This window comes from Bacillus sp. FJAT-50079 (assembly GCF_018343515.1).
Classification (GTDB): domain Bacteria; phylum Bacillota; class Bacilli; order Bacillales; family Bacillaceae_C; genus Lederbergia.
The window spans coordinates 1-21,964 of the sequence record NZ_JAGYPD010000009.1; the positions used below are offsets into that span (position 1 = coordinate 1).

Annotated in this window: 21 protein-coding genes, 2 rRNA genes and 1 other annotated feature; of the genes, 22 read left to right on the forward strand and 1 reads right to left on the reverse strand. The window is 41.6% G+C overall.

Annotated features, from left to right (window positions below):
• Both KHA95_RS20835 and rrf read left to right on the forward strand, forming a co-directional pair.
• A 23S ribosomal RNA gene (locus KHA95_RS20835) occupies nt 1-2,932 on the forward strand.
• Between the two features lie 131 nt (nt 2,933-3,063).
• Nucleotides 3,064-3,179 (forward strand): 5S ribosomal RNA (gene rrf, locus KHA95_RS20840).
• A gap of 353 nt (nt 3,180-3,532) precedes the next feature.
• Here the strand turns inward: rrf and KHA95_RS20845 are convergent.
• On the reverse strand, nt 3,533-3,964 hold the full coding sequence (locus tag KHA95_RS20845; protein WP_213139505.1) for a GNAT family N-acetyltransferase: 432 nt from the start codon (nt 3,962-3,964) through the stop codon (nt 3,533-3,535).
• Between the two features lie 237 nt (nt 3,965-4,201).
• Between KHA95_RS20845 and KHA95_RS20850 the strand changes: the two genes are divergently transcribed.
• The 20 genes from KHA95_RS20850 (at nt 4,202) to rplA (ending at nt 21,919) form a co-directional block, all read left to right on the forward strand.
• Complete coding sequence (locus KHA95_RS20850; protein WP_213139623.1) at nt 4,202-4,663, forward strand: CtsR family transcriptional regulator; 462 nt, start codon at nt 4,202-4,204, stop codon at nt 4,661-4,663.
• A 17-nt stretch (nt 4,664-4,680) separates the two neighbouring features.
• Nucleotides 4,681-5,226, forward strand: coding sequence for a protein-arginine kinase activator protein McsA (mcsA, locus tag KHA95_RS20855; RefSeq protein ID WP_213139506.1), 546 nt, complete (start codon nt 4,681-4,683; stop codon nt 5,224-5,226).
• The gene (mcsB, locus tag KHA95_RS20860) at nt 5,223-6,296 is read left to right on the forward strand and encodes a protein-arginine kinase McsB (RefSeq protein ID WP_213139507.1); all 1,074 of its coding nucleotides are present in this window, start codon (nt 5,223-5,225) and stop codon (nt 6,294-6,296) included. Before mcsA ends, mcsB begins: the two co-directional genes overlap by 4 nt.
• Before the next feature lie 11 nt (nt 6,297-6,307).
• Nucleotides 6,308-8,746: an ATP-dependent protease ATP-binding subunit ClpC gene (gene clpC, locus KHA95_RS20865; RefSeq protein ID WP_213139508.1), complete on the forward strand. Its 2,439-nt coding sequence runs from the start codon at nt 6,308-6,310 to the stop codon at nt 8,744-8,746.
• Nucleotides 8,747-8,951: 205 nt separating this feature from the next.
• On the forward strand, nt 8,952-10,328 hold the full coding sequence (radA, locus tag KHA95_RS20870) for a DNA repair protein RadA (RefSeq protein WP_213139509.1): 1,377 nt from the start codon (nt 8,952-8,954) through the stop codon (nt 10,326-10,328).
• A 188-nt stretch (nt 10,329-10,516) separates the two neighbouring features.
• On the forward strand, nt 10,517-11,608 hold the full coding sequence (locus KHA95_RS20875) for a PIN/TRAM domain-containing protein (protein WP_213139510.1): 1,092 nt from the start codon (nt 10,517-10,519) through the stop codon (nt 11,606-11,608).
• 19 nt (nt 11,609-11,627) lie between these two features.
• Nucleotides 11,628-12,317 carry a 2-C-methyl-D-erythritol 4-phosphate cytidylyltransferase gene (ispD, locus tag KHA95_RS20880; RefSeq protein WP_213139511.1) on the forward strand — a complete coding sequence of 230 codons (690 nt, stop codon included), beginning with the start codon at nt 11,628-11,630 and terminating at the stop codon, nt 12,315-12,317.
• A gap of 18 nt (nt 12,318-12,335) precedes the next feature.
• Nucleotides 12,336-12,815 (forward strand): 2-C-methyl-D-erythritol 2,4-cyclodiphosphate synthase, encoded by a 480-nt coding sequence (gene ispF, locus KHA95_RS20885; RefSeq protein WP_213139512.1) that lies wholly within the window; start codon nt 12,336-12,338, stop codon nt 12,813-12,815.
• 77 nt (nt 12,816-12,892) lie between these two features.
• Nucleotides 12,893-14,350, forward strand: a complete 1,458-nt coding sequence (gene gltX, locus KHA95_RS20890; RefSeq protein ID WP_213139513.1) for a glutamate--tRNA ligase — start codon at nt 12,893-12,895, stop codon at nt 14,348-14,350.
• Between the two features lie 133 nt (nt 14,351-14,483).
• Nucleotides 14,484-14,720 (forward strand) — a binding site (T-box leader).
• A 151-nt stretch (nt 14,721-14,871) separates the two neighbouring features.
• Complete coding sequence (gene cysE / locus KHA95_RS20895) at nt 14,872-15,525, forward strand: serine O-acetyltransferase (RefSeq protein ID WP_213139514.1); 654 nt, start codon at nt 14,872-14,874, stop codon at nt 15,523-15,525.
• Entirely contained in the window at nt 15,522-16,928 is a 1,407-nt protein-coding gene (gene cysS / locus KHA95_RS20900; RefSeq protein ID WP_213139515.1) for a cysteine--tRNA ligase, read from the forward strand. The genes cysE and cysS overlap by 4 nt, the downstream gene beginning before the upstream one ends.
• Nucleotides 16,925-17,347: a Mini-ribonuclease 3 gene (locus KHA95_RS20905; protein ID WP_213139516.1), complete on the forward strand. Its 423-nt coding sequence runs from the start codon at nt 16,925-16,927 to the stop codon at nt 17,345-17,347. The genes cysS and KHA95_RS20905 overlap by 4 nt, the downstream gene beginning before the upstream one ends.
• Nucleotides 17,344-18,087, forward strand: a complete 744-nt coding sequence (gene rlmB / locus KHA95_RS20910) for a 23S rRNA (guanosine(2251)-2'-O)-methyltransferase RlmB (protein WP_213139517.1) — start codon at nt 17,344-17,346, stop codon at nt 18,085-18,087. Before KHA95_RS20905 ends, rlmB begins: the two co-directional genes overlap by 4 nt.
• A 4-nt stretch (nt 18,088-18,091) precedes the next feature.
• Nucleotides 18,092-18,601, forward strand: coding sequence for an NYN domain-containing protein (locus KHA95_RS20915; RefSeq protein WP_213139518.1), 510 nt, complete (start codon nt 18,092-18,094; stop codon nt 18,599-18,601).
• 70 nt (nt 18,602-18,671) lie between these two features.
• Nucleotides 18,672-19,322: an RNA polymerase sporulation sigma factor SigH gene (sigH, locus tag KHA95_RS20920; protein ID WP_481748465.1), complete on the forward strand. Its 651-nt coding sequence runs from the start codon at nt 18,672-18,674 to the stop codon at nt 19,320-19,322.
• Nucleotides 19,323-19,419: 97 nt separating this feature from the next.
• Nucleotides 19,420-19,569 carry a 50S ribosomal protein L33 gene (gene rpmG, locus KHA95_RS20925; protein ID WP_213139519.1) on the forward strand — a complete coding sequence of 50 codons (150 nt, stop codon included), beginning with the start codon at nt 19,420-19,422 and terminating at the stop codon, nt 19,567-19,569.
• Nucleotides 19,570-19,622: 53 nt separating this feature from the next.
• The gene (gene secE, locus KHA95_RS20930) at nt 19,623-19,808 is read left to right on the forward strand and encodes a preprotein translocase subunit SecE (protein WP_213139520.1); all 186 of its coding nucleotides are present in this window, start codon (nt 19,623-19,625) and stop codon (nt 19,806-19,808) included.
• A 199-nt stretch (nt 19,809-20,007) separates the two neighbouring features.
• Nucleotides 20,008-20,541 carry a transcription termination/antitermination protein NusG gene (gene nusG / locus KHA95_RS20935; RefSeq protein WP_213139625.1) on the forward strand — a complete coding sequence of 178 codons (534 nt, stop codon included), beginning with the start codon at nt 20,008-20,010 and terminating at the stop codon, nt 20,539-20,541.
• A 146-nt stretch (nt 20,542-20,687) separates the two neighbouring features.
• On the forward strand, nt 20,688-21,113 hold the full coding sequence (gene rplK, locus KHA95_RS20940; protein ID WP_213139521.1) for a 50S ribosomal protein L11: 426 nt from the start codon (nt 20,688-20,690) through the stop codon (nt 21,111-21,113).
• A 113-nt stretch (nt 21,114-21,226) separates the two neighbouring features.
• Entirely contained in the window at nt 21,227-21,919 is a 693-nt protein-coding gene (gene rplA / locus KHA95_RS20945; protein ID WP_213139522.1) for a 50S ribosomal protein L1, read from the forward strand.
• Nucleotides 21,920-21,964 lie beyond the last annotated feature (45 nt).

Genomic DNA, 21,964 nt, shown 5'->3' on the forward strand with positions numbered 1-21,964 from the left:
GATTAAGTTAATAAGGGCGCACGGCGGATGCCTTGGCACTAGGAGCCGATGAAGGACGGGACTAACACCGATATGCTTCGGGGAGCTGTAAGCAAGCGTTGATCCGGAGATTTCCGAATGGGGAAACCCACTGCTCGTAATGGAGTAGTATCCATTTCTGAATACATAGGAAATGGAAGGCAGACCCGGGGAACTGAAACATCTAAGTACCCGGAGGAAGAGAAAGAAACATCGATTCCCTAAGTAGCGGCGAGCGAAACGGGAAGAGCCCAAACCAAGAGGCTTGCCTCTTGGGGTTGTAGGACACTCTACACGGAGTTACAAAGGAACGAAGTAGATGAAGCGGTCTGGAAAGACCCGCCAGAGAAGGTAACAGCCCTGTATTCGAAACTTCGTTCCCTCCAGAGTGGATCCTGAGTACGGCGGGACACGTGAAATCCCGTCGGAAGCAGGGAGGACCATCTCCCAAGGCTAAATACTCCCTAGTGACCGATAGTGAACCAGTACCGTGAGGGAAAGGTGAAAAGCACCCCGGAAGGGGAGTGAAAAAGATCCTGAAACCGTGTGCCTACAAGTAGTCAGAGCACATTCATGTGTGATGGCGTGCCTTTTGTAGAATGAACCGGCGAGTTGCGATTTCATGCAAGGTTAAGTTGAAGAGACGGAGCCGCAGCGAAAGCGAGTCTGAATAGGGCGAATAAGTATGAGGTCGCAGACCCGAAACCAGGTGATCTACCCATGTCCAGGGTGAAGGTAAGGTAACACTTACTGGAGGCCCGAACCCACGTACGTTGAAAAGTGCGGGGATGAGGTGTGGGTAGCGGTGAAATTCCAATCGAACCTGGAGATAGCTGGTTCTCTCCGAAATAGCTTTAGGGCTAGCCTCAAGGTAAGAGTGTTGGAGGTAGAGCACTGTTTGGACTAGGGGCCCTCATCGGGTTACCGAATTCAGACAAACTCCGAATGCCAATTACTTGTCCTTGGGAGTCAGACTGCGAGTGATAAGATCCGTAGTCGAGAGGGAAACAACCCAGACCGCCAGCTAAGGTCCCAAAGTATACGTTAAGTGGAAAAGGATGTGGAGTTGCTTAGACAACCAGGATGTTGGCTTAGAAGCAGCCACCATTTAAAGAGTGCGTAATAGCTCACTGGTCGAGTGACTCTGCGCCGAAAATGTACCGGGGCTAAACGTATCACCGAAGCTGCGGATTGACACCTTCTGGTGTCAATGGTAGGAGAGCGTTCTAAGGGCTGTGAAGCCAGATCGTAAGGACTGGTGGAGCGCTTAGAAGTGAGAATGCCGGTATGAGTAGCGAAAGAAGGGTGAGAATCCCTTCCACCGAATGCCTAAGGTTTCCTGAGGAAGGCTCGTCCGCTCAGGGTTAGTCGGGGCCTAAGCCGAGGCCGAAAGGCGTAGGCGATGGACAACAGGTTGATATTCCTGTACCACCTAATTTCCGTTTGAGTAATGGGGGGACGCAGGAGGATAGGGTAAGCGCGCTGCTGGATTAGCGCGTCCAAGCAGGTAGGCTGGGAGTGAGGCAAATCCTTACTCCTAAGGCTGAACTGTGATGGCGAGGGAAATATAGTACCGAAGTTCCTGATTCCACACTGCCAAGAAAAGCCTCTAGCGAGGAAATGGGTGCCCGTACCGCAAACCGACACAGGTAGGCGAGGAGAGAATCCTAAGGTGATCGAGAGAACTCTCGTTAAGGAACTCGGCAAAATGACCCCGTAACTTCGGGAGAAGGGGTGCTCCCGCGAGTGAAAGCTTGCGGAAGCCGCAGTGAATAGGCCCAGGCGACTGTTTAGCAAAAACACAGGTCTCTGCGAAGCCGTAAGGCGAAGTATAGGGGCTGACGCCTGCCCGGTGCTGGAAGGTTAAGAGGAGCGCTTAGACTTCGGTCGAAGGTGCGAATTGAAGCCCCAGTAAACGGCGGCCGTAACTATAACGGTCCTAAGGTAGCGAAATTCCTTGTCGGGTAAGTTCCGACCCGCACGAAAGGCGCAACGATCTGGGCACTGTCTCAACGAGAGACTCGGTGAAATTATAGTACCTGTGAAGATGCAGGTTACCCGCGACAGGACGGAAAGACCCCGTGGAGCTTTACTGCAGCCTGATATTGAATGTTGGTGCAGCTTGTACAGGATAGGTAGGAGCCTTGGAAACCGGAGCGCCAGCTTCGGTGGAGGCATTGGTGGGATACTACCCTTGCTGTATTGACATTCTAACCCGCAGCCGTGATCCGGCTGGGAGACAGTGTCTGGCAGGCAGTTTGACTGGGGCGGTCGCCTCCTAAAATGTAACGGAGGCGCCCAAAGGTTCCCTCAGAATGGTTGGAAATCATTCGCAGAGTGTAAAGGCACAAGGGAGCTTGACTGCGAGACCTACAAGTCGAGCAGGGACGAAAGTCGGGCTTAGTGATCCGGTGGTTCCGCATGGAAGGGCCATCGCTCAACGGATAAAAGCTACCCCGGGGATAACAGGCTTATCTCCCCCAAGAGTTCACATCGACGGGGAGGTTTGGCACCTCGATGTCGGCTCATCGCATCCTGGGGCTGTAGTCGGTCCCAAGGGTTGGGCTGTTCGCCCATTAAAGCGGTACGCGAGCTGGGTTCAGAACGTCGTGAGACAGTTCGGTCCCTATCCGTCGTGGGCGCAGGAAATTTGAGAGGAGCTGTCCTTAGTACGAGAGGACCGGGATGGACGCACCGCTGGTGTACCAGTTGTTCCGCCAGGAGCATCGCTGGGTAGCTATGTGCGGACGGGATAAGTGCTGAAAGCATCTAAGCATGAAGCCCCCCTCAAGATGAGATTTCCCATAGCGCAAGCTAGTAAGATCCCTGAAAGATGATCAGGTTGATAGGTCCGGTGTGGAAGTGTGGTGACACATGGAGCTGACGGATACTAATCGATCGAGGACTTAATCAATTTATTACATGGTTTACCTTCTCATTTATCTAGTTTTGAGAGAACGAACATTTTCTCAAGCAGAAAAGGATCTTCTGTTAAGATCGCTCACGTCCTGTGAGCAACACAGAAGCCAGTACATCCTGTATAAGTCTGGTGGCGATAGCGAAGAGGTCACACCCGTTCCCATCTCGAACACGGCAGTTAAGCTCTTCAGCGCCGATGGTAGTTGGGGGTTTCCCCCTGCAAGAGTAGGACGTTGCCAGGCAAGCAAAAAGACATTCTCAAAAGAGGGTGTCTTTTTTGATTCTTTCCTTTATCTATGTCGAAGACATAAAAAAACACGACAGAAGTGAGGATTAGGACGAGGAACCAAGGGAGCGAGACTCGGAATGGGCGATGCCCGTAAGAATCGAGCGAAAGTGACGAAGAGATTCGCCGGTTATCTTGATCCGCAGCACGAATACGGCAGGTTAAGCTCGAGCGCCGATGGTAGTTGGGGGGATTCTCCCTGCAAGAGTAGGGGCGTTCCCAGGCAAAAGCACCCATGAATAAAAGTGCTTTTTTGAATGGAAAATCGGTACTCGACTTGTTTAAATGCATAGAATACTCTAAATCGCTTTAGATTAGACTTTTAGCAAATCCAATACTTCTTTCTACATAGCCTCGACTTGTGTAAAATTTATGTGCATTCGTTCTTTCTGGTCGCTTTCCACTGTTTAATATAATTCCAATAGCCCCAATATTCTTAGCCCAACTTTCAGCTTCTTCTAATAATTTATTACCTATCCCTTTATTTCGATAATCTGTATGGACAACAAGGGCTACTATCCGAACATAGATCCCATCCCATTCATAATAATGACCTTTAACTAAGCCAACCATTCCGACCATTTTATTATCATAAGAAGCTAATAGAGTATGATAATCTGGATTTGCTTTAATATGAGTAAACCGTTTAATCATATTTTCAGTTTTAGTTGGATAACCAAGATGGAACATTAGTGTAGTTAATTCATGGATGTCATCCATTGTTGCTACTCTAATTTTCATTATTAACACTCCCCCAATTGCTTTTCTTTTTTATTCAATTTGTGTTATTGATTTCCTTCACTTCATCTAGTTCGTTTTTTTATCGAGGCATAAATTTTTTTTATAGGTTTGATCTTTGGTAGCAATGGTTAATATTAAATATAATAAATTCATCTAATTGCAACAATCATCTATTTTCATGTATAATTAAAGTCAAATATAGTCAAAGTCAAGCGTTATGTAAGGAGGTGCTTGATGATGCGGAATATATCCGATATTATTGAAAATTATTTAAAAAAAGTGATTGAATTAAGTGAAGGCGAGATTGTAGAGATTAAGAGAAGTGAAATGGCAGATAAATTCCAATGTGTTCCCTCACAAATTAATTATGTTATAAATACCCGTTTTACGATGGAAAGAGGTTATATGGTTGAGAGTAAGCGGGGTGGAGGGGGGTATATTCGGATTACAAGGGTGAGGATTCATGATAAAGCCCATTTAATCGATCAATTAAAGGTACTAATAGGGAATAAAATTAGTCAATCCAATGCTCAAGATGTCATTGTTAGGTTACATGAAGAAGGCATGGTCACTGAAAGAGAAGCGAAGTTAATGTTAAGTGTCATCGATCGTTCTGTTCTCTATATTGACTTGCCTGACCGCGATGTATTGAGGGCACGGATGTTAAGAGCGATGCTTCAAGCGATTAAATATGAATAAAAGGAAAGGTGAAGTCGATGATCTGCCAAGATTGTAATGAAAGACCGGCTACCTTACATTTTACAAAGGTGGTAAACGGGGAGAAGTCTGTCATTCATCTTTGCGAAAGATGTGCGCAAGAAAAAGGAGAATTTTTTATGTTTGATGGAGCCGCCAATTTTTCGGTTAATGATTTGCTTGCCGGTTTATTAAATATAGATCCAGTACATCAAAAGCAATCTCACCATTCTAGCGCTCAGGAAATTATTCAATGTGATAAGTGTAAAATGACTTTTCAACAGTTTATTAAGATTGGCCGCTTTGGTTGTGCTCATTGCTATACCTCCTTTAAAGGGCATTTAACTCCACTTTTAAAGAGATTGCATAGCGGAAATATTACACATGGTGGCAAGGTTCCAGAAAGAATTGGAGGCTCTATCCATGTGAAGAAGAAGATCGAGCAACTCCGGGCTGAGTTGAATTCATTAGTTACACGGGAAGAATTTGAAAAGGCGGCGGATGTACGGGATCAAATTCGCTCCCTCGAAAGTAATTTAGCGAGTGGGGAGGGAAATAACATATGAGTCTGGAAAAATTTCTAAATAAGGCTGTTAGCTCTTGGATGTGTGGGGACGGACCAGATTCTGATATTATTCTTAGTTCAAGAATTCGCTTAGCTAGAAATTTTCGTGATTATAAATTTCCAACTGTGTTTACAAATGAAGAAGCGAAAGAAATTATTAATAAGGTAAATGATTTGGTGGAGTCTAATGCTTTTGAGCAATACGGGCCAATGGAGTTTTTACAAATTGAAGAGTTAAAATCATTACAGAAAAGGGTACTCGTGGAAAAGCATTTGATCAGTCCTCGACTTGCAGATCATGCATCACATAGTGCGGTTCTTCTATCGGAAAATGAAGATATTAGTATTATGATTAATGAAGAGGATCATATAAGGATTCAATGCTTATTTCCGGGGTTGCAAATAAAAGAGGCTTTGGAGAGAGCGAGTGAGATCGATGATATTTTAGAAAAGCATGCTGACTATGCTTTTGAAGAAGACCTCGGTTATTTAACAAGTTGTCCAACAAATGTAGGAACTGGACTTAGAGCTTCGGTAATGGTTCATTTACCAGCTTTAATTTTAACACGACAAATGAATCGGATTATTCCAGCAATTAATCAATTAGGTCTTGTTGTTCGGGGAATTTATGGCGAAGGTAGCGAGGCATTGGGTAATATTTTCCAAATATCCAATCAGATTACGCTTGGTAAATCTGAAGAGGATATTGTTAATGATCTATCGAGTGTTGTTCAGCAAATTATTGCTCAGGAGCGTTCTGCGCGCGAGGCACTCGTGAAGACGTCTAACATACAATTAGAAGATAGAGTGTTTCGTTCGTATGGAATTTTGACCAATAGCCGAATTATTGAAACAAAAGAGGCCTCAGAATGTTTATCTGACGTCAGATTGGGAATAGATGCAGGATATATAAAACATTTATCGAAAAATATATTAAATGAATTAATGATTTTGACACAACCAGGATTTTTACAGCAGTATGCAGGTGGACCACTCCGGCCTGCCGAACGCGATATAAAAAGAGCGACATTTATTCGCGAACGTTTGCAACTTGAAGAGAGAGAGAGTTAGGAGGAGATCGTATGATGTTTGGACGTTTTACTGAAAGGGCACAGAAGGTATTGGCGTTGTCACAAGAAGAAGCAGTCCGTCTTGGTCATAGCAATATAGGGACGGAGCATATATTATTAGGCCTTGTTCGAGAAGGCGAGGGAATTGCGGCAAAGGCCTTATATGGTCTAGGCCTTGGTCCTGAAAAAATTCAAAAAGAAGTAGAAGATTTAATCGGCCGTGGAAAAGATAAAGCAGAATCGATTCATTATACACCGAGGGCGAAAAAGGTGATTGAGCTTTCGATGGATGAGGCAAGAAAGCTAGGTCATTCTTATGTAGGTACTGAGCATGTTCTTTTAGGGTTAATCCGAGAAGGTGAGGGTGTTGCGGCACGAGTACTTACCAATCTTGGCGTTGGCTTAAATAAAGCAAGACAGCAAGTGCTGCAGCTATTGGGAAGCAATGAGGCAAGTCTAAATGCAAGTGGAAATGGCTCCACTGGTGCAAGTACACCGACGCTTGATAGCCTTGCGAGAGATCTAACGGCGATTGCGAAGGAAGGAAGCCTTGACCCTGTTATCGGCAGGAATAAGGAAATACAAAGGGTAATTGAAGTGTTAAGCAGACGGACGAAAAATAATCCGGTCTTAATCGGAGAACCGGGTGTTGGTAAAACAGCGATTGCAGAAGGGCTCGCTCAACAGATCATTAACAATGAGGTCCCTGAAACATTAAGGGACAAACGGGTAATGACTCTAGATATGGGGACGGTTGTTGCTGGTACGAAATATCGCGGTGAGTTTGAAGATCGATTGAAAAAGGTAATGGATGAAATCAGACAGGCAGGAAATATTATCCTGTTCATTGATGAGCTTCATACATTAATCGGTGCGGGTGGAGCAGAAGGAGCGATTGATGCTTCCAATATTTTAAAACCATCACTAGCTCGTGGAGAATTGCAATGCATTGGTGCAACCACACTTGATGAGTATCGCAAATATATTGAAAAAGACGCAGCACTTGAACGTCGTTTCCAACCGATTCAAGTTGATGAACCGACAATGGATGAATCGATTCAAATATTAAAAGGACTTCGTGATCGCTATGAAGCCCATCATCGAGTATCGATTACAGATGATGCAATTGAGGCAGCAGTAAAATTATCTGATCGTTATATTTCGGACCGATTTTTGCCAGATAAAGCAATTGATTTAATTGATGAAGCAGGCTCGAAAGTAAGGTTGCGCTCTTATACGACACCTCCAAATTTAAAGGAATTGGAAGTGAAGTTGGAGTCGGTTCGTAAGGAAAAAGATGCAGCAGTCCAAAGTCAAGAGTTTGAAAAAGCAGCCTCATTACGTGACTCTGAACAACGACTTCGTGAAGAGTTAGAAGAAACAAAGAAAACATGGAAAGAGAAGCAAGGACAAGAGAACACAGAAGTAACAGTTGAGGACATTGCAACGGTTGTTGCAAGTTGGACTGGAATTCCTGTCTCTAAGCTTGCCTCGACTGAAACGGAAAGATTGCTTAAGCTTGAAGAAATATTACATTCTCGCGTGATTGGTCAAGAAGAAGCAGTCAAGTCGATCGCAAAAGCGGTGCGCCGTGCACGTGCTGGTCTTAAGGATCCTAAACGCCCAATCGGCTCATTTATCTTCCTTGGTCCTACGGGTGTTGGGAAGACGGAACTTGGTAGAGCGCTCGCGGAAGCAATGTTTGGTGATGAAGATGCCATGATCCGCATTGACATGTCTGAGTATATGGAAAAACATTCAACATCAAGACTCGTTGGATCACCACCAGGATATGTAGGATATGAAGAGGGCGGTCAATTGACAGAAAAAGTACGCCGTAAACCTTATTCGGTTATTTTACTTGATGAAATTGAAAAGGCTCATCCAGATGTTTTCAATATTTTACTTCAAGTACTTGAAGATGGTCGCTTAACTGATTCTAAAGGACGAACGGTTGATTTCCGCAATACTGTATTGATTTTAACGTCCAATGTAGGTGCCGAGGCATTGCGTACGAACAAATATGTTGGATTCAGTATTCAAGATGGAAAACAGGATTATAAAGATATGAAGGGGAAAGTGATGGAAGAATTGAAAAAGGCTTTCCGGCCGGAATTTTTAAACCGGATCGATGAAACGATCGTCTTCCATGCGCTTGAAAAACCTCATTTGAAAGAAATTGTTTCATTGATGGCAGATGAACTTGTGAAACGCTTGAAAGAGCAAGAGATGGATCTTGACTTTACAGAGGCAGCCAAGGAAAAAATTGCTGAGGAAGGCTATGATCCTGAGTATGGAGCAAGACCATTAAGAAGAGCGTTGCAAAAGTTTGTAGAAGATCGTTTATCTGAGGAATTACTAAAAGGAACGATTGCAACCGGGCAGCATGTACTAATTGATGTTGAAGATGGACAATTTACGGTGAAAGCGACGGAACAATCTGTCTCATAATAAATAAAGTTAACGGGGTTCGTGGATTTCTAGCCGCGTAACCCCGTTTCTACATAATTTTCCTTTGTAAGTTAGAAAGGAGTTGGTCAAGCTTTAAACGCCCAGCGACAACGCATTTTCCTAAAATGCTTTTATTGCGTGCTATACGATGGAAGGCCGCATGTTGAAAACCGGGCGCGAGTTTTAATGTGTTAGGGGGAAGAATATGTCTAAGAAAAAAACAAAATTTATGTGTCAAGCATGTGGCTATGAGTCTCCGAAATGGATGGGGCGATGTCCGGGTTGTGGTGAGTGGAATCAAATGATCGAGGAAGTTTCGATTATTGGAAAGCAACCGAAAAGATCCTTTCAGCATTCGGCACCAGGGGTTGCCTCGAAAGCGGCTCCTATCACGATGATTAAAACAGAGCAAGAACCACGGGTAACAACGGAAATGAAAGAGTTAAATCGGGTGCTTGGTGGTGGAGTCGTTCCCGGCTCACTTGTTTTAATTGGAGGGGATCCAGGAATTGGGAAATCGACACTACTTTTACAAGTATCAGCCCAATTAGCGGTAGCAAATCGAAAAGTACTGTACATTTCTGGTGAAGAGTCTGTCAAACAAACAAAATTAAGAGCTAATCGTCTTCATGTCTCCTCCCAATCATTGTATATTTACGCTGAAACTAATTTGGAATCCATTCATCATACGATCGGTGAATTATCCCCTGATTTTGTCGTTGTTGATTCCATTCAGACGGTTTACCATCCAGAGGTTACTTCAGCTCCAGGCAGTGTATCGCAAGTGCGTGAATGTACAGCTGAGTTAATGCGGATTGCAAAAACGAAAGGAATTGCAATTTTTATCGTTGGTCATGTAACTAAAGAAGGGGCGATTGCTGGTCCACGTCTTTTAGAGCATATGGTTGATACGGTACTTTATTTCGAAGGAGAGCGACACCATACGTATCGAATATTAAGGGCTGTAAAAAACCGTTTTGGCTCAACGAATGAAATGGGGATATTTGAAATGAGGGAGGCGGGCTTGGAAGAAGTAGCAAATCCGTCGGAAATCTTCCTTGAGGAAAGGTCAAAAGGTGCCGCAGGATCGACCGTTGTTGCATCTATGGAAGGAACGCGTCCCGTGCTTGTTGAAATTCAAGCGCTCATTTCTCCGACAAGCTATGGAAACCCAAGGAGAATGGCGACAGGGGTTGATCATAATCGAGTGTCATTGTTAATGGCTGTACTAGAAAAACGAGTTGGGATGTTGTTACAAAACCAAGATGCGTATTTAAAAGTAGCCGGAGGAGTTAAACTTGATGAACCGGCAATTGATCTAGCCGTAGCGGTCAGCATTGCTTCAAGCTTTCGTGATAAACCGACAAGAGCAACGGATTGTATTATTGGTGAAGTTGGACTAACAGGCGAAGTTCGACGTGTTTCTAGAATTGAACAGCGAGTGCAAGAAGCAGCAAAGCTCGGCTTTGAAAGGGTAGTTATTCCCGCTAATAATATTGGCGGTTGGAAAATCCCTGACGGCATCGAAGTAATAGGAGTAGATACAGTTAGTGAAGCATTGCAACAAGTGTTTTTACCTTGATAAGTGACTTGTTTTAAAATTGACTTTACGTGTATTTGTTGCTACGTTTTAGGAAAGAGTTAAAGAGTAAATGTTATATCGGAATAATATTTTTTCCTTTATTTGTTTAAATTTATAATTTTTTGCTTTTCATACGTTATAAAATGCGTTTCATGTTTATAATTACTAATAAGGAGGTGGTGGAATCAATGTTAAAAAGGATTGTGCAAGCGTGTTTTCTTCTGCTCGGAGGTACGCTTGGCATTTTTCTCATTCCCGAATTATTGAAGTTAGTAACGCTTGACGGTATTATTTGGGTAAATAACCCGTATGTTTCTGCTATTATAGGTGCTATTATCTTTTATTTCCTTACTTTTTGGGCTGTTGATTACATTGTAAACATCGTAAAATGGTTGGAGGACTTGCTTATTAAGGCACCCGTAACAGATATTATCTTTGGCAGCCTCGGTCTTACGTTTGGACTTATCCTTGCTTTTTTGGCTGGACTTGCTATTAATCAAATGGAAATACCAATCCTAAATACATTTGTTCCAATCTTATTAACTTTATTGCTCGGTTATCTTGGATTCCAAGTAGGCTTTAAGAAAAGAGATGAACTCACCAATTTATTTTCAATTAATCGTGCAGGAAAGAAGCGAATGGAAGGGCTAGAGGAAGAACAGAAGCCTGTTAAAAGCTTAAAAATTCTCGACACGAGTGTGATTATAGACGGAAGAATCGCAGATATTTGTCAAACGGGATTTCTTGATGGCATTATTGTTATTCCTCAGTTTGTATTAGAAGAGCTTCAACATATCGCAGATTCCTCTGATGCGTTAAAGAGAAATCGTGGGCGAAGAGGGCTTGATATATTAAACAGAATTCAAAAAGAGATCGATATTGAAGTTGAAATGTATGAAGGCGATTTTGAAGATATCCAAGAGGTGGATTCTAAACTTGTGAAGTTAGCGAAGATTACAAATGGAATTGTCGTGACAAATGATTATAATTTAAATAAAGTATGCGAATTCCAAAATGTAAGTGTGCTGAATATTAATGATTTGGCTAATGCAGTCAAACCTGTCGTTCTTCCAGGCGAAGAATTAAATGTTCAAGTGATCAAAGATGGAAAAGAATATAATCAAGGCGTTGCGTACTTGGATGATGGAACGATGATCGTCGTTGAAGAAGGACGAAATTATATTGGAAAAAGAATAGATGTGATCGTTACAAGTGTTCTTCAAACATCAGCCGGGCGAATGATTTTTGCCAAGCCCAAATTATTAGAGAAAGCTTTATAAGATAAGGGGATAAAGGAAAATGAATTACCAAGTGATTATTCCGGCTGCCGGATCTGGGAAAAGAATGGGAGCTGGATTTAATAAAGTGTTTTTAAAGTTGGATTCCCGGCCAGTGATTCTTCATACGTTAGACGTTTTTGGACTAGATCCGGCATGTAAACAAATCATCTTGGTGATCCAGCGCAGTGAAAGAGATGCTTTTGCTGAGCTGTTGCAAGAGGTTCGTTATTTATCAAAGATCAAGCTCGTTGATGGAGGGGCTGAGCGGCAATATAGTGTGTATAATGGGCTAGATGCGGCACATGAATGTGAAATCATTCTCGTACATGATGGCGCCCGCCCGTTTATTCAATCGAGCATAATTGAAAACTTAGTGACCGCAGCTGCTGAGAGTGGAGCTGCAATTGCAGCTGTTCCAGTAAAAGATACGATTAAAAGAGCAGTCGATTTAGAAGTGGTCGAGACAGTGAATCGATCAGGCTTGTGGCAAGTGCAAACTCCACAAGCTTTTCGCTTTTCTATTTTGAAAGAAGCTCATGAAAAGGCTGTAATTGACCAATTTCTAGGTACTGATGAAGCTTCTTTAATAGAGAGAATGGGGCAACGGGTAGCAATCGTTGAAAGTGACTACGACAATATTAAATTAACAACAAAGGAAGATATTTATTTTGCTGAGGCGATTATTGCCAAACGTCGGCGGGACCAATAGCTGGGAGGAGTAAAGAAAATGTTGAGAATTGGACAAGGGTTTGATGTGCATAAATTTGCCGAAAATCGGCCGTTAATTATTGGTGGAGTTGAAATTCCATATGAAAAAGGATTGATTGGTCATTCCGATGCAGATGTCCTACTTCATACAGTGACTGATGCTTGTCTTGGAGCGATTGGGGAAGGAGATATTGGTCGTCATTTTCCTGATACAGATCCGGAGTTTAAAGATGCAGATTCAGCAAAATTACTTATACACGTATGGGAGCTTGTAAAAGAAAAAGGCTATGAACTTGTAAATATTGATTGTACAATTATGGCACAAAAGCCTAAAATGGCCCCACATATTGAGAAGATAAGAGGGCGAATTGCCCAACTGCTTGATGCAAATATCGATCAAGTGAATGTAAAGGCAACAACAACAGAAAAGCTCGGCTTTGTAGGAAGAGAAGAAGGGATTGCCTCTCAAGCGGTCGTGCTACTCCAAAAAAAAGCTTAATGTCGCCCACTTTATCGATTTGCGATACTATTGTAAAATAGAGAGAATAAATTGGAGATATTTGAGGAGGATGGACAATGTCTAAAGATATTCGTGTACGTTATGCGCCAAGTCCAACCGGGCATTTACATATCGGTAACGCAAGGACTGCGCTTTTCAATTATTTATTTGCCCGTAACTTAGGCGGAACATTTGTTATTAGAATTGAGGATACGGATCAAAAACGTAATATCGAGGGTGGCGAGCAAAGCCAGCTTCAATATTTACAATGGCTTGGAATTGATTGGGATGAAAGTATTGATAAAGGTGGAGAATATGGCCCATACCGTCAATCGGAGCGAATAGATATTTATAAAAAGTATTATGAAGAGCTACTTGAACGCGGTTTAGCATATAAATGTTACTGCACGGAAGAGGAGCTTAATGATGAACGTGAGGCACAGGCAGCACGTGGAGAAATGCCGCGTTATTCTGGGAAATGTGCCAACCTTTCAAAAGAAGAACAAGAGCGCTTAGAAGCGGAAGGTAGACAGCCAAGTATTCGCTTTAAAGTTCCTCAAGGGAAAGTGTACACGTTCGACGATATCGTCAAAGGTGAGGTTTCTTTTGAGTCCGATGGCATCGGTGATTTTGTCATTGTGAAAAAGGATGGTTTTCCTACGTATAATTTCGCGGTCGCCATCGATGATCATCTTATGAAAATTAGTCATATTTTACGTGGAGATGACCATATTTCTAATACGCCGAGACAGCTCATGATTTTCGAAGCATTTGGATGGGAAGCTCCGGTTTATGGACATATGACGCTCATCGTGAATGAAAGCCGTAAGAAATTAAGTAAGCGTGATGAGTCGATTATTCAATTTATCGAACAATATGCTGAGCTTGGATATTTACCAGAAGCATTATTTAACTTTATCGCTTTACTCGGATGGTCTCCAGAAGGGGAAGAAGAGATTTTCTCTAAAGAAGAATTCATTCAAATTTTCGATGCTAATCGTCTATCGAAGTCACCTGCTTTATTCGACCAACAAAAGCTTGCTTGGACGAATAATCAATATATGAAAAAGCTTGACCTCGATAAAATCGTTGAATTAGCCTTACCACATCTCATTAAAGCGGGGTGTGTGAATGAGGAAATGAGCGATGAAGAAAAAGCGTGGGCAAGAAATCTAATCGCCCTTTATCAAGAACAGATGAGTTTCGGTGCGGAAATTGTACAATTATCGGATCAGTTCTTTAAGGAAGATATTGACTATAACGAAGAGGCAAAAGCGGTATTAGAGGAAGAGCAAGTACCTGAAGTGATTCGTGCTTTCTACGATGAGGTAGACGCATTGGAGCCATTTGATGCCGGCGGTGTGAAAAAGGCGATTAAATTGGTTCAGAAAGCGACTGGCCAAAAAGGGAAAAAACTTTTCATGCCAATCCGCGTTGCTGTAACTGGGCAAACTCAAGGACCTGAGTTACCAAATGCGATTGAATTACTTGGGAAAGAAAAAGTAAAAAGCCGTCTTGAACGATTAAAAGGTTAACATTTATAAAAAAATGTAATATATTAAGGTTATCAAAATAAGTGTAGATGTTCAAAATGAAAATAAAAGGATAGAGAACTTCAAAATGTAGCGAAATTCCGATGTGCCCTTTTATTTGATAGTTGAACAGCCTCTATAAGCGTTGACAAGGAAAAGTAAAAAAACGGTGCCAATCAGAGAGAGTCGCCATAGGCTGAGAGCGATTCAGGCCTCCCGTTTTTTGAAGTGCCCCTTTGAGCTCCTGCCCGAACGGCTTTAAACCAATTAGGCGTAGGCGGAACCTTACCGTTATGAAGGTGAGTTGGGATGTTGTGCATCTAATTTGTGCATAATCCAAACAGAGTGGAACCGCGCCATAGGCGTCTCTGATTTTTTCAGAGACGCTTTTTGTTTTTTAAAAATAGAATTAGCGGAGGTCACCAAAAGTATGGATTTACGTTACCATCTATCCCATTTTCCCCTCATCGAACGTGTAGGAAATGGCACTTCTTTATTGAAAATATGAGGAGAGGAACATTCATATGTTCAAAACGATGAAAGAGGATATTGAGACGGTTTTTGATCAAGATCCGGCTGCACGCAGTAATTTTGAAGTCATTCTTACTTATTCAGGATTGCACGCAATATGGGCGCACCGAATTGCCCATTTTTTTTACAAAAGAAAGATGCTTTTTCTTGCTAGATTGATTTCCCAAGTGAACCGCTTTTTTACCGGCATTGAAATTCATCCAGGAGCAAAAATAGGTAGGCGCTTTTTTATCGACCATGGAATGGGTGTAGTCATTGGCGAAACATGTGAAATTGGGAATGATGTTACTGTATATCAAGGGGTTACACTTGGAGGTACAGGAAAAGAAAAAGGCAAGCGACATCCGACGATCAAAGATGGAGCACTAATTGCGACAGGTGCCAAAGTGTTGGGCAATATAACAATTGGGGAAAACTCCAAAGTCGGCGCCGGTTCAGTCGTACTTAAAGATGTTCCGGAAAACTCGACCGTTGTTGGAATCCCCGGGAGAATTGTTATTCAAAATGGTGTGAAGATGAAAAGGGATTTAAATCATAGTGACTTGCCGGATCCGATTTCGGATCGATGCACAGAGATTGAAAAGCGAGTCTCCATGCTTCAAAAGGAACTCGATCGGTTGAAAAATGAAAGGAGTGAAGGGCAATGACAATTAAGATTTACAATACATTAACGCGGCAAAAAGAAACGTTTATTCCTTTGGAAGAAGGCAAAGTGAAAATGTATGCCTGCGGCCCGACTGTTTATAACTATATTCATATTGGTAACGCAAGACCAGCAATCGTTTTTGATACGGTTAGAAGATATTTTGAGTATCGTGGCTATGATGTTAACTATGTTTCTAACTTTACTGATGTCGATGACAAACTCATCCATGCCGCAGAGGAGCTTGGTACGAATGTACCGGCTGTTGCGGAACGATTTATAAAAGCCTTTTTTGATGATGTAGGAGCTCTTGGGTGTAGACGGGCAAATACTCATCCGCGTGTGACAGAGAATATCGATGAGATCATCGAATTTATCAAAACATTAATCGAAAATGGGTTTGCATACGAATCGTCTGGAGATGTTTATTATCGAACGCGGAAATTTTCCGATTACGGCAAGCTCTCGCAGCAATCAATTGATGAATTAAAAGTAGGAGCACGGATTCAAGTAGGTGAGAAGAAGGAAGATGCACTTGATTTTGCCTTATGGAAAGCGGCTAAGGAAGGCGAAATTTCTTGGAATAGCCCGTGGGGAGAAGGAAGACCAGGATGGCATATTGAATGCTCAGCGATGGCGCAGAAATATTTAGGAAACACCATTGATATTCATGCTGGCGGACAAGATTTAACGTTCCCACACCATGAAAATGAAATTGCACAAACAGAAGCAGCAACAGGTAAACCATTTGCTCGCTACTGGATGCATAATGGCTATATTAATATTGATAATGAAAAAATGTCAAAATCACTTGGGAATTTTGTACTTGTGAAAGATATTATTAAGCATCATGACCCTCAAGTGTTACGGTTTTTCATGCTAGCTGTGCATTACCGCAACCCAATTAACTATACGGAAGAATTACTGGGGAATGCGGCAGCGGGCTTAGAACGAATGAAAACATCATTCCAAAATTTAAAACACCGTTTCGAATCAAGTGCTAATTTAACCGAAAATAATGATGAATGGCTACAAAAAATTGCTGAGCTCAAAGAAGAGTTTGTTAAAAAGATGGATGATGATTTTAATACAGCAGACGGAATTTCTGTCTTATTCGAGCTATCGAAACAGGCGAACTATTATTTGATGGAGAAAAACACTTCAACGGAAGTTATTGAAGCCTTTATGAGTGCAATGAAGGAGTTATTCGATGTTCTCGGTTTGGAAATTGAACAAGTGGATTTATTGGATGAGGAAATTGACCAATTGATTGAACAACGTTTACAAGCAAGGAAGAATCGTGACTTTGCGAAGGCGGATCAAATTAGGGATCATTTAAAGGAATTAAATATTATTTTGGAGGATACACCGCAAGGAACAAGATGGAAACGAGGATCTAAGGCATGAGCTTGTTAAAGCAGCAAGTCGATTTTAAACAGCTTAATAGTCTGGCTCTCGCATATATGGGTGATGCCATTTACGATGTCTATATTCGGCATCACCTCCTAGCAAGTGGAAAAACAAAGCCAAACCGTCTTCATCGTGAAGCGACACGTTATGTTTCTGCAAAAGCGCAGGCACGCATTTTAAAAAAGCTAGTTGAAGACGGAATTCTGAATGACGAAGAAATGGCGGTAATGAAACGCGGTAGAAATGCAAAGTCCGGAACAATACCGAAAAATACAGATGTGCAAACATATAGGCATAGCACAGCGTTCGAGGCAGTACTCGGCTCTATGTATTTAGGAAAAGATATCGAAAGGCTTGAAGAAATTATCGAGATGGCGATTAAACTTGTCGAGGACGTGGGAGGGACAACAGCATGAGTCAAGAGTGGATTGCCGGTAAAAATCCAGTAATTGAAGCGTTGAAATCTGATCGGGATATAAACAAAATTTGGATTGCCGAAGGATCAAAAAAAGGGCAAATGCAAGTCGTAACAAAGCTTGCAAAAGAACGGAATATCCTCGTTCAATTTGTACCAAAGCAAAAAATCGACCAAATGACCGAAGAAAATCATCAAGGGGTCATTGCTCAAGTAGCAGCATACCAATATGCGGAAATTGATGATCTATTTGATCGAGCTGCTGAAAAGGGTGAGGATCCTTTTTTCCTTATACTTGATGAATTAGAGGACCCTCATAATTTAGGTTCAATTTTAAGAACGGCTGATGCAGCAGGTGTTCACGGAATCATTATACCGAAAAGACGAGCGGTCGGATTAACGGCGACCGTTGCGAAGCTTTCGACAGGGGCAATTGAATATATTCCTGTTGCAAGGGTGACAAATCTAGCAAGGGTAATGGATGAATTAAAGCAACGTGGAGTCTGGATATTCGGTACAGATGCAAAGGAAAGTCAAGACTATCGCCAAATGGATGCGAGTCTTCCGCTTGCTATCGTTATTGGTAGCGAAGGGAAAGGGATGGGGCGGCTCATTCGAGAAAAATGTGATTTTCTCATTCATTTGCCAATGTCAGGACATGTCACATCATTAAATGCTTCAGTGGCAGCAGCTTTACTTATGTATGAGGTTCATCGTAAACGCCGCCCGCTAGAAGGATAGATATATGGATATTTTGCTAGTTGACGGCTATAACATGATTGGTGCCTGGCCAGAGCTTATCCGCTTAAGGGATCATGATTTAGCTGCTGCTCGTGATCGTTTAATTGAAATTCTTGCTGACTATCAAGGCTATACTGGGTTTAAAGTGATTATTGTTTTTGATGCCTATGAAGTAAAAGGAATTGAAAAGAAGTATAAAAACCATAAAGTAGATGTTATTTTTACGAAAGCGGAAGAGACTGCAGACGAACGGATTGAAAAGCTAGCGATTGAATTAAATACGAGGAGGACGCAAGTGTATGTGGCAACGTCTGATTATACGGAACAATGGGCTATTTTTGGACAAGGTGCATTAAGAATTTCCGCCAGAGAATTACTGATTGAAATTAAGGCTGTCGACCGGAAAATCGAGAGTCGCCTTGAAAAGTCGAGAGAAAAGGCACCTGTTTCTAAGATTCCATTGAGTGAAGAAGTAGCTGAAATTTTCGAAAAATGGCGTCGCGGTCAGAAATGACTGGTTGACGCTTGAAAATTCTGTCATGTATAATTAGCTATATCTATTGCTTGTGAGGGCGGGGATAAGAGTGATCTCAAATATCAGATTAGAGAACGATATCAGATATGATTTATTGGAAGATGAAGAACTGATCGATCTTGTTCATGAAGGGGAAAGCGATGCACTTGATTATCTCATTAAAAAATACCGCAATTTTGTTCGCGCAAAGGCGCGTTCTTATTTTCTAATCGGAGCCGATCGAGAAGATATCGTTCAAGAAGGTATGATTGGCTTATATAAAGCAATTCGAGATTATCGTGGCGATAAGCTTGCTTCTTTCAAAGCCTTTGCTGAACTTTGTATTACGAGACAAATTATTACTGCGATTAAAACGGCAACTCGCCAAAAACATATTCCTCTTAATTCATATGTCTCCTTGGACAAGCCCATTTATGATGAAGAATCCGACCGAACGTTAATGGACGTAATCTCCGGAGCGAAAATTTTAGACCCTGAAGAGCTATTGATTAACCGTGAAAAATTTAGCAGCATGGAAGGGAAGATGGTTGAGCTATTAAGTGATCTTGAAAGAGAAGTTTTATCACTTTATTTAGATGGTCGTTCTTATCAAGAAATATCCGAGATATTAAACCGTCATGTGAAGTCAATTGATAATGCTTTGCAACGGGTGAAGCGCAAGCTTGAACGTTATATGGAACTTAAGGAGTTTAGAAGGTAACGGCAATCTTGTATTGACAGAAATTAGGTTCCGTGTTATTTTTTATAGGATATTCGAACTAAGTCGAATGTAGATCGGAAAAGAGCAGGTGTAAAGAGTGAAAGGAAAACTAAAACTAGCCTGCGAGGATTGCGGGTCGCTCAATTATTCAACAAATCGAGGGAAAATAACGCATTCCGGGCGCTTAGAACTGAAGAAGTTTTGCAAGCGCTGTAACTCGCACACGATACACAAAGAGACAAAATAATACATGTTTAATATATAATTAAAGATATTTACATGTTGGAGGTACGTACATTCATGTCAAGCTTAACCCAATTTTTCCGCAATGTAAGCTCAGAAATGAGAAAAGTAAGTTGGCCAAAGCGAAAAGAACTTACTGGATATACAATCACTGTCTTAATGACAGTTATTATTTTAGCTTTGTTTTTTGCTATTGTAGATTTAGGCGTTTCTAAAGTGATCCGTCTTATTTTAAATTTATAGGTATGATTTTAGTACAATCTGCTTATTATTCACCTATGAGCTTGTATAGTATGCATGTAAGCATGGTATAATAGAATTATATATACGAGAAATGTAAAGAGCCCGGTTCATCGGGTTTTTTCATTTGGCTAATAAAAAGCAGCATTGTTTTATTAGATACGGAAATGAATGGGAGGGAAGGGCAACTATGTCCTATGAAATGGAAAAAAATTGGTATGTCGTTCATACGTATTCTGGATATGAAAATAAAGTAAAAGCAAACCTAGAAAAACGTGTTGAATCAATGGGGATGCAAGACAAAATCTTCCGAGTGATCGTTCCAGAAGAGGAAGAGATGGATGTTAAGAATGGTAAGCAGAAGACGGTAAAAAGAAAAGTATTCCCTGGTTATGTATTAGTAGAAATTATTATGACGGATGACTCTTGGTATGTCGTGCGCAATACACCTGGAGTCACAGGATTCGTTGGTTCATCAGGTTCGGGGTCAAAACCAACCCCATTACTCCCGGATGAAATTTCATTTATTCTTAAGCGTATGGGAATGGACGAAAAACGGACGGACGTTGATTTTGAAATCGGTGAAACAGTGACAGTGAAAGAAGGGCCATTCGCAAATTTCACAGGCAATGTGGAAGAGATGGATCTTGATAAAGGAAAAGTAAAGGTGTTAGTTAATATGTTTGGCCGTGAAACACCTGTTGAACTTGACTTTAGCCAAATAGATAAAATATAATTTGAAAAAACTTGAAATCTTTGACGAGAAATGTTAATATTTTTAGGTCGGTATGTCTTGGAATAGGCTACTGTATGATGTAAACATAAGTTGAGTGGGAGGGGAAAACCCTATTACCACATCACGGACTTAAGGAGGTGTGTCTCGTGGCTAAAAAAGTAATTAAACTTGTAAAATTACAAATTCCTGCTGGAAAAGCGAACCCGGCTCCACCAGTTGGACCAGCGCTAGGTCAAGCAGGTGTAAATATCATGGGATTCTGTAAGGAGTTTAACGCTCGGACAGCAGATCAAGCTGGCTTGATTATCCCGGTTGAAATTACGGTATTTGAAGATCGTTCTTTTACATTCATCACAAAAACTCCACCAGCAGCAGTTCTACTTAAGAAAGCAGCTGGCATCGAGTCTGGTTCTGGTGAACCGAATAAAAAAGCGGTTGCGGTTGTTAAACGCGATAAAGTACGTGAAATCGCAGAGTTGAAAATGCCGGATCTAAACGCAGCAAGCGTTGAAGCGGCTATGTTAATGGTTGAAGGTACTGCGCGCAGCATGGGTATTACAATCGAAGACTAATCCCTTGCGCAAAAAAGAAAGTTGTTTTGTTGGAGGGAGGCCGCGGTTATACTGGCCTTCCTTTATTCGTGGGAGGTTATTCCGCTAAAACCACATTACAGGAGGAAATAATAATGGCTAAAAAAGGTAAGAAGTACGTAGAAGCTTTAAAATTAGTTGATCGTTCAAAAGCTTATTCAATTAATGAAGCGATTGAACTTGTTAAGAAAACAGATTACGCTAAGTTCGATGCTACTGTTGAAGCAGCATTCCGTCTTGGTGTAGATCCTAAAAAAGCAGATCAACAAATCCGTGGAGCAGTTGTATTACCGAATGGTACAGGTAAAACTCAGCGTGTATTAGTTTTCGCAAAAGGTGAAAAATTAAAAGAAGCTGAGGCAGCTGGCGCGGACTATGTAGGAGATTCAGAATACATTAATAAAATCAACCAAGGTTGGTTTGATTTTGACGTGATCGTTGCTACACCTGATATGATGGGTGAAGTTGGTAAATTAGGTCGTGTTCTAGGGCCGAAAGGATTAATGCCTAACCCGAAAACAGGTACAGTTACATTTGATGTAACGAAAGCAGTAAACGAGATTAAAGCGGGTAAAGTTGAGTATCGTTTAGATAAAGCGGGTATCATCCATGTGCCGATCGGAAAGATTTCTTTCGACGACAACAAATTGGTTGAAAACTTCAGCACTGTAATGGATACACTTGTGAAAGCAAAACCTGCTGCAGCTAAAGGGACTTTCATGAAGAGTGTTACTGTAACATCTACAATGGGTCCTGGTGTAAAAGTTGATCCGTCATCCGCTATCTAAAAAAACGATTGACAGCTTGAGGAATTTTTGATAAAATTCTACTCG

What these genes read in the sequence shown, in the direction of transcription:
- KHA95_RS20845 (WP_213139505.1), bottom strand. Translation starts at nt 3,964, where the DNA reads ATGAAAATTAGAGTAGCAACAATGGATGACATCCATGAATTAACTACA.
- KHA95_RS20850 (WP_213139623.1), top strand. Translation starts at nt 4,202, where the DNA reads ATGCGGAATATATCCGATATTATTGAAAATTATTTAAAAAAAGTGATT.
- mcsA (WP_213139506.1), top strand. Translation starts at nt 4,681, where the DNA reads ATGATCTGCCAAGATTGTAATGAAAGACCGGCTACCTTACATTTTACA.
- mcsB (WP_213139507.1), top strand. Translation starts at nt 5,223, where the DNA reads ATGAGTCTGGAAAAATTTCTAAATAAGGCTGTTAGCTCTTGGATGTGT.
- clpC (WP_213139508.1), top strand. Translation starts at nt 6,308, where the DNA reads ATGATGTTTGGACGTTTTACTGAAAGGGCACAGAAGGTATTGGCGTTG.
- radA (WP_213139509.1), top strand. Translation starts at nt 8,952, where the DNA reads ATGTCTAAGAAAAAAACAAAATTTATGTGTCAAGCATGTGGCTATGAG.
- KHA95_RS20875 (WP_213139510.1), top strand. Translation starts at nt 10,517, where the DNA reads ATGTTAAAAAGGATTGTGCAAGCGTGTTTTCTTCTGCTCGGAGGTACG.
- ispD (WP_213139511.1), top strand. Translation starts at nt 11,628, where the DNA reads ATGAATTACCAAGTGATTATTCCGGCTGCCGGATCTGGGAAAAGAATG.
- ispF (WP_213139512.1), top strand. Translation starts at nt 12,336, where the DNA reads ATGTTGAGAATTGGACAAGGGTTTGATGTGCATAAATTTGCCGAAAAT.
- gltX (WP_213139513.1), top strand. Translation starts at nt 12,893, where the DNA reads ATGTCTAAAGATATTCGTGTACGTTATGCGCCAAGTCCAACCGGGCAT.
- cysE (WP_213139514.1), top strand. Translation starts at nt 14,872, where the DNA reads ATGTTCAAAACGATGAAAGAGGATATTGAGACGGTTTTTGATCAAGAT.
- cysS (WP_213139515.1), top strand. Translation starts at nt 15,522, where the DNA reads ATGACAATTAAGATTTACAATACATTAACGCGGCAAAAAGAAACGTTT.
- KHA95_RS20905 (WP_213139516.1), top strand. Translation starts at nt 16,925, where the DNA reads ATGAGCTTGTTAAAGCAGCAAGTCGATTTTAAACAGCTTAATAGTCTG.
- rlmB (WP_213139517.1), top strand. Translation starts at nt 17,344, where the DNA reads ATGAGTCAAGAGTGGATTGCCGGTAAAAATCCAGTAATTGAAGCGTTG.
- KHA95_RS20915 (WP_213139518.1), top strand. Translation starts at nt 18,092, where the DNA reads ATGGATATTTTGCTAGTTGACGGCTATAACATGATTGGTGCCTGGCCA.
- secE (WP_213139520.1), top strand. Translation starts at nt 19,623, where the DNA reads ATGTCAAGCTTAACCCAATTTTTCCGCAATGTAAGCTCAGAAATGAGA.
- nusG (WP_213139625.1), top strand. Translation starts at nt 20,008, where the DNA reads ATGGAAAAAAATTGGTATGTCGTTCATACGTATTCTGGATATGAAAAT.
- rplA (WP_213139522.1), top strand. Translation starts at nt 21,227, where the DNA reads ATGGCTAAAAAAGGTAAGAAGTACGTAGAAGCTTTAAAATTAGTTGAT.